This window comes from Thermomicrobiales bacterium (genome assembly GCA_023954495.1).
In the GTDB taxonomy this organism is placed as follows: Bacteria; Chloroflexota; Chloroflexia; order Thermomicrobiales; family CFX8; genus JAMLIA01.
Genome location: JAMLIA010000118.1, coordinates 1 through 6,694 on the forward strand (window position 1 = coordinate 1; position 6,694 = coordinate 6,694).

6 protein-coding genes are annotated in these 6,694 nt (G+C 64.1%); all 6 read left to right on the forward strand.

Translation table 11 applies throughout. From position 1 onward, the window contains the following. Positions 1–985: MMPL family transporter (locus M9890_15020; GenBank protein MCO5178265.1), on the forward strand; the 985-nt coding region annotated here is incomplete at its 5' end. Between the two features lie 40 nt (positions 986–1,025). After that, the gene (locus M9890_15025) at positions 1,026–1,652 is read left to right on the forward strand and encodes a TetR/AcrR family transcriptional regulator (GenBank protein MCO5178266.1); all 627 of its coding nucleotides are present in this window, start codon (positions 1,026–1,028) and stop codon (positions 1,650–1,652) included. 452 nt (positions 1,653–2,104) lie between these two features. Further along, the gene (locus M9890_15030; GenBank protein MCO5178267.1) at positions 2,105–3,382 is read left to right on the forward strand and encodes an ABC transporter substrate-binding protein; all 1,278 of its coding nucleotides are present in this window, start codon (positions 2,105–2,107) and stop codon (positions 3,380–3,382) included. A 24-nt stretch (positions 3,383–3,406) separates the two neighbouring features. Further along, positions 3,407–4,549, forward strand: a complete 1,143-nt coding sequence (locus M9890_15035) for an ABC transporter ATP-binding protein (protein MCO5178268.1) — start codon at positions 3,407–3,409, stop codon at positions 4,547–4,549. A gap of 21 nt (positions 4,550–4,570) precedes the next feature. Next, positions 4,571–5,494 (forward strand): ABC transporter permease, encoded by a 924-nt coding sequence (locus M9890_15040; GenBank protein ID MCO5178269.1) that lies wholly within the window; start codon positions 4,571–4,573, stop codon positions 5,492–5,494. Further along, positions 5,491–6,360 carry an ABC transporter permease gene (locus M9890_15045; protein MCO5178270.1) on the forward strand — a complete coding sequence of 290 codons (870 nt, stop codon included), beginning with the start codon at positions 5,491–5,493 and terminating at the stop codon, positions 6,358–6,360. Before M9890_15040 ends, M9890_15045 begins: the two co-directional genes overlap by 4 nt. The last annotated feature ends 334 nt before the right edge of the window (positions 6,361–6,694 follow it).

Here is a 6,694-nt window from a genome sequence, read left to right on the forward strand (position 1 = left end):
CCGACGCGCGTATGACCTGCTGACCGAGGGGTTCGGCGCGGGCTTCAACGGTCCGTTGACAGTCGTCGTGGATACACGCCAGGCGACGGATGCGCAGGCCGTCGAGCGGCTGGCTGCTGACCTGCGCGAGCAGCCAGGCGTAGCGCGAGTCAGCCCACCCATCTTCAATCCAGCAGGCGACACGGGCATTATCACAGTCATTCCTGGGACCTCGCCGCAGTCCGAGGCAACCCAGGATCTCGTCCACTTGCTGCGCCGCGACGTCGTGCCACCGGCCATTCAGGAGAGCGGCGTCGAGGCGTCGATCGGCGGCCCGACGGCGGCGTTCATCGACATCGGAGACCGCATTTCCAGCCGGCTACCGGTGTTCTTCCTCGTTGTCATTGGTGTGAGCATGCTGCTGCTGGCGATCGTCTTCCGCTCGCTGCTGGTGCCGGTGCAGGCTGCACTGATGAACGTGCTATCGATTGCCGCTGCCTACGGCGTGCTGGTGGCCGTCTTCCAGTGGGGCTGGTTCTCCAGCGTGTTCGGGATCGACCGGACTGGGCCGATTGAGTCGTTCCTGCCGATGATGCTGTTCGCGGTGCTGTTCGGCCTCTCGACGGACTACGAGGTGTTCCTGATGAGCAGGATCCATGAGGCATGGCTGGAGGGTCGCGGCAGCCGCGCAGCGGTCAGCCACGGCAGCGCGACGACGTCGCGGGTGATCACCGCAGCCGCCAGTATCATGGTCGTCGTCTTCCTGTCGTTCACGCTCAGCGATTCGCGGATTGTGAAAGAGTTCGGCCTTGGACTCGCGGTCGCGATCTTCGTTGACGCGACCGTGATCCGGATGCTGATGGTTCCGGCGATCACCGGCCTGCTCGGCGATGCCAACTGGTATATGCCGGCCTGGCTCGACCGGCGATTGCCACGCGTCTCGCTGGAGGCTCCGGCACCAGCGCCGGTTACGGTCCCTGCGGTGACGCCGGTCGAGGGCGACTGACATCGTGCGGCCGGCGCGATATGCTCCGCATAACGGATGGATGGAGGCGGATCTGCAGGAACAGACGACTGGCACACGGCAGGCTCAGGCGGCACGTCGCCGACAGCAGCTTCTGGAGGCAGCGTTTACGCTCTTCGCCGAGCGTGGCTACCGGGCCACATCGGTGCGCGACATCACGCGCGCGGCCGGCGTGACCGAGGCGGTTCTCTATCACTACTTCGGCAACAAGGCCGACCTGTTGGCTGCCGTGCTCGCCGTCTACGCGCCGTTCGCTGGCTATCGGCGCATCCTCGAAGCGGCCGACTCGGTCCCGGTCGAGATGGTTCTGCGGCGACTGAGCAGTGAGTTCCTCCGCATGCTGCACGAGCGGCGGGCGTTTGTGCTGACCCTCCTTAGCGAGGCTTCGACCGACGCGGAGATCGCGGCGATCCTCAGGCGCCTGCTCGACGATATCATCGGGTCCGTCGTTACCTTCCTCGACTCCCGCCGGGCTACCGGCGAACTCTCCCCGGCTGTCGATAGCCGCGCCGTTGGCGAGGCATTGCAAGGTGGGTTGCTGATCCATTTCCTCAGCCAGAGTCTTGGCGGTGAGACACCGACGGCTGATGACGCGGTGATCGAGCGACTCGTGAGCGTCCTGCTCACCGGCATCCTCCCGCGTTCGTAATCGGCGACGAACCATCCGCTGGCGGCGGCTGTGTCGGCCCGCCGATCCTGGCAGTATCTTGACACGAGGCTTTCGCGTGCTCTAGGGTACGTTCACACCTTCATTGCTGAAGCATCCGGGCAGCGACGACGCTGCCGATGGCCCAATCTTCCGATCGCAGCATCAGTTCGGCGCTGATTCACGGCCCTGGACTTGCGATCGAATCCTCGAAATCGTCCACGACGCAGTGACCGATTCGGTGGTTCCTCTTCGGAGGTCTATCGTCATTCGTGTTTCGTTCGCAGACCTCCCGTCTGTTCAGAGCGCGGCAGCCGCCAATGCTGTCGCAGCGGCACCGGCTCGTTGTCGAGCAACGTTCCGATGCCGAGGAGAGGGGTGATGCCTGCGGCGTAATGGCGTTCCTCAGACCAGAAATTCTGCGAACCACAAAGGTCTGCCACCTGGACTTTCACGTGACGGAGGATGACCGTATGGACCCGCTCGAACGACGCATTATGTATCTCCTGTCTCTGCGCGGTCGCTCGCCTCAGGCGGACGCCTATTCGCGACGCGAGCTCTTCCGCCTCGGCGCTCGATACGCCCTCGGCGGCAGCGTGCTGGCAATGATTCTGGCCGCGTGCGGCAACTCGCAGGACACGCCGACATCGACGGCGTCGAGCGGCTCCGGTGGCAGTACCCCCGGCACCGGTGGCTCGCCGACGACCGAGATCGAGCTGCCGATGATGAAGCCGGAGGATGTGCCGGATAAGCTCAAGGGCAGCGGCGAGGTCGTCGCCATCTCGTTCGGTGGTGCCTACCAGGAGGCGCAACGCAAGGCGTACTTCGAGCCGTTTGAGGAACTATGCGGCATCACCGTCAAGGAGGCCGAGGGGCCGGACATCGCCAAGATCAAGGCGATGGTCGATACCGGCAACGTCCAGTGGGATCTCCCCGAAGTCGGACTCGACGGCATCATCGCGCTGGAGCGCCAGGGCGACTACTGGGAGCCGATTGATTACGACCTCGTCGATGTCGACAACATCGACGAAGGCTTCCGCCACGAGCACGCGATCGCGATGAACCCGTATGGCCTGATCTACGGCTATCGCACCGACGCCTTCGACGGCACGCCGAGCGGCTGGGCCGATTTCTGGGATACCGAAAAGTTCCCCGGACCACGCGCGATGGAGGGCGGCTCCGGCGGTCTGCTGCCGTTCCTCGAAGCGGCTGTCATGGCCGACGGCGTGGCGATGGACAGCATCTACCCGCTCGACATCGACCAGGCCTATGCGTCGCTGGAGAAGATCAAGGACGACGTCGTCAAGTGGTGGGATGCCGGCGCGCAACCGGTCCAGATGCTAGCCGACAAAGAGGCAGTCCTCGCCCAGGCGTGGAGCGGTCGCATTCTCACCCTGAAGTCGCAGAACCCGGACATGCCGGTTGAGATCGCCTGGAATCAGGGCCAGCTCGCGTTCGATGTCTGGGGCATCCCGAAGGGTGCGCCGAACCGGGAGAACGCCCAGAAGCTGGCGGCGTTCTCGACGATGGCGGTCTCGCAGGCGCGACTCTCGATGCTCTACCCGAATGGCTTCGTCAACAACAAGTCGGTCGACTTCATCCCTGCGGAGATCGCCAGCACGCTGGCGACGTCACCGGAGCACAAGGAGCAGATGTTCATCCTGGATGACAACTGGTGGGCGGACAACCGCGAGGAAGTCCTCCAGCGCTGGAACACCTTCATCCTCGGCTAGCGACGACGGCAAGGGGAGACGAGCATGGCAACTGAGACAGCCGGGCAGACTCCGGCGGCAACCGAGCGTCACCACGACCGTACCGGCGCGACCGTGCGGATCGATCATCTGGACAAGCGCTTCGATTCCGTTGCCGCTGTGCAGGACGTCTCGTTCGACATCGAGGCGGGTGAGTTCATCACCATGCTCGGGCCGAGCGGATCCGGCAAGACCACGACGCTGATGATGATCGCCGGGTTCGAGATCCCGACGTCCGGTGAGATCTACATCGACTCGTCTCCCGTCGCCACCATCCCGCCATTCCGACGCAACATCGGAATGGTCTTTCAGAACTACGCGCTGTTCCCGCACATGACCGTCGCCGAGAACATCGCCTTCCCGCTGAAGATGCGCAAGGTGGATAAGGCAACGATCGAGCGACGCGTCGGTGAGGTGCTGGAGGCGGTGCGGCTGCCCGACTACGGTCGGCGCTACCCACGGCAGCTCTCCGGCGGCCAGCAGCAGCGCATCGCCCTGGCGCGCGCGATCGTCTTCAATCCGCGCGTGCTGCTGATGGACGAGCCACTCGGCGCGCTGGACAAGAAGCTCCGCGAGGAGATGCAGCTCGAAATCCGGCGTCTTCATCAGGAATTGGGAATCACGTTCATCTACGTGACCCACGACCAGGAGGAGGCGCTGGTTATGTCCGATCGCATCGTCGTGATGAACAATGGTCGTGTCGTCCAGATCGGCGATCCCCGCGATCTGTACGATCGCCCCTGCAACCGCTTCGTCGCGTCGTTCATCGGTGAATCAAATTTCCTGGAGGGGGCGATCGTCAGCGGCGCGGACGGTACGCATACCGTGCAGATTGGCGACACGACGCTGAAGGCGGTTGGCGTCGAAGGATTGCCCTCGGGCGACCCAGCGGTCGTCGCCATCCGGCCGGAGAAGCTCAGCTTCATGGACAACGGCTTCGTCCCCGATGCGGCGCAGAATGTCTTCGACGCGACGGTCGTCGAGGCGGCCTTCGTCGGTGACACGCGCCGCTACGTGATGCAGACCGACACCGGCTCGCAGATCGTGTTACGCCAGCAGCAACGCTTTGGTGTGCCGAGCTATGGGCCGGGCGAGCGCGTTCGGATCGTCTGCCACGTCGAGGATACGCGGATCGTCGCGGCGGAATAGTCGCCGGGAACGGAGGAAGTCATGGCGCAATCACCCGCGACAACACCCGCCCCGAGCGACATGCGGCGCTCGCAAGCCGAAAACGCGCGCATACTGGCGCGGCAGCGACGCGCCGTCCAGCTGCGCTACATCGTGCTGGTGTTGCCGATCGTGCTCTATCTGGCGTTCTTCTACGGCTACCCGGTGCTGGCGATGCTCTTCCGCAGCATCAATGAGCCGACCTGGACGCTCGACCACTTCGCCGAGATCTTCCGCACCTCCGTCTACGCCCACGTGCTCTGGATCACCGTCCAGATATCGCTGGTCGTGACCGTCGTGACGCTGCTGCTGGCCTATCCGCTGGCGTACCTGCTCTCGTCGGTCAGCAGCTCGAAGGCGAATTTGCTGATGATCCTCGTGCTGGTGCCGTTCTGGACCAGCATCCTCGTCCGCACCTACGCCTGGATGGTGCTGCTGGGGCGTTTCGGGATCATCAACAACTTCCTGATCTGGATCGGAATTATTGACGAGCCGCTGCGCCTGCTGAACACGCGCCTGGCAGTCTATATCGCGATGGTGCAGATCCTGATGCCGTTCATGGTGCTGCCGCTCTACAGCGTTATGCGTGGCATCGACCGCAATCTGATGCGCGCGGCCGAGGGTTTGGGCGCGCGGCCGGATCAGGTGTTCCGGCGCATCTTCTTCCCGCTGTCGCTGCCTGGCATCGCCGCTGGCTGCCTGCTCGTCTTCATCCTCTCGCTCGGCTTCTTCATTACACCGGCGCTCGTCGGCGGCCCGAAGGACGTCATGATCTCCGTCCTGATCGAGCAGCAGGTGAACACGCTGTTCAACTGGCCGTTCGCATCGGCGCTGGCGGCGGTGCTGCTGGCTGGCGCGCTGCTGATCTTCGCGGTCTTCAATCGCATCCTCGGCGTCGAGAACATCTTCGGAGGGACGCCGTCATGACGAGCACAACCGCGCGTCCTGCCAAAGTTCAGTCCACGCCACGGCGGCAGCTTCCGTCGCTCCCGCGGCTGGCGCTGTATGTGTTCTGCACGCTGGTGCTGATTTATCTGGTCTTTCCCGTCCTCGTTGTGATTCCGCTGTCATTCTCGTCGGCGCAGTACCTGACCTTCCCTCCGCCGGGCTTCAGCCTGCAGTGGTATCGCAACTTCTTCGAGCGATCGGACTGGATCAGCGCCGCGATCCTCAGCTTCTGGGTCGCCTGCGTCGTGATGGTGCTGGCCACGATCCTCGGCACGCTCGCGTCGCTGGCGCTCGTCCGTGGCCGCTTCCCGGGTAGGGGTCTGGTGAACACGTTCATCGTCTCGCCACTGATCGTCCCGGCGATCATCGTCGCGATCGGCATCTACTTCTTCTACGCCCGTCTGGGGATCGTCGGCCAACCGATCGCGCTCATCACTGCCCACACGGCGCTGGCGGTGCCGTTCGTCGTCGTCAACGTCACGGCCACGCTCTACGGGTTCGACGAGCGACTGGAGTTCGCGGCGATGAACCTCGGCGCGAACCGGCTACAAACCTTCTGGCACGTCACGCTGCCGATCATCCGCCCGGGTGTTCTGGCCGGCGCGCTCTTCGCGTTCATCACTTCGTGGGATGAACTGATCGTCGCGCTGTTCATCTCCGGCACCGGCGCGGTCACACTACCGCGCAAGATGTGGGACAGCATCCGCTTCCAGATCGACCCGACCATCGCCGCCGTCTCGACGCTGCTCATCATCATCACCGGCAGCCTCTTCTTCAGCGCCGAAATGCTCCGCCGCCGCTCCGAACGCCTGCGCACGGCGGTGGTCGTGGAAGAGGAAGGGTAGGCCCTCACCCAGCTGCCCAGAGGGCACCCGCCCTCTCCCAACCTTGGGAGAGCGGGTGTCCTGTGGCTGGCGGGTTGGCTGTCGTTGCGTCGTGTTGTTAGAAGAACGCTGGCGCAGTTCCTACAAAACGGCAGCCAATTCACTCTATCCAGGACACCCCCTCTCCCAGTATTGGGAGAGGGGGCCGGGGGGTGAGGGCCGTCCCCTACCTCGGCGGACCAGCCTCAATGCGGCGGCGAATGGTGTCGGAGTCGTTCGGGCCGGACCAGAACGATTCCAGTAGCCAGGTGGCTCCCGCGTCAGCCCATTCGGCGGCGAGGGCGGCGGCTTGCGC

Coding starts and splice junctions, on each gene's coding strand:
- M9890_15045 (MCO5178270.1), top strand. CDS start 5,491: ATGACGAGCACAACCGCGCGTCCTGCCAAAGTTCAGTCCACGCCACGG.
- M9890_15035 (MCO5178268.1), top strand. CDS start 3,407: ATGGCAACTGAGACAGCCGGGCAGACTCCGGCGGCAACCGAGCGTCAC.
- M9890_15040 (MCO5178269.1), top strand. CDS start 4,571: ATGGCGCAATCACCCGCGACAACACCCGCCCCGAGCGACATGCGGCGC.
- M9890_15025 (MCO5178266.1), top strand. CDS start 1,026: ATGGAGGCGGATCTGCAGGAACAGACGACTGGCACACGGCAGGCTCAG.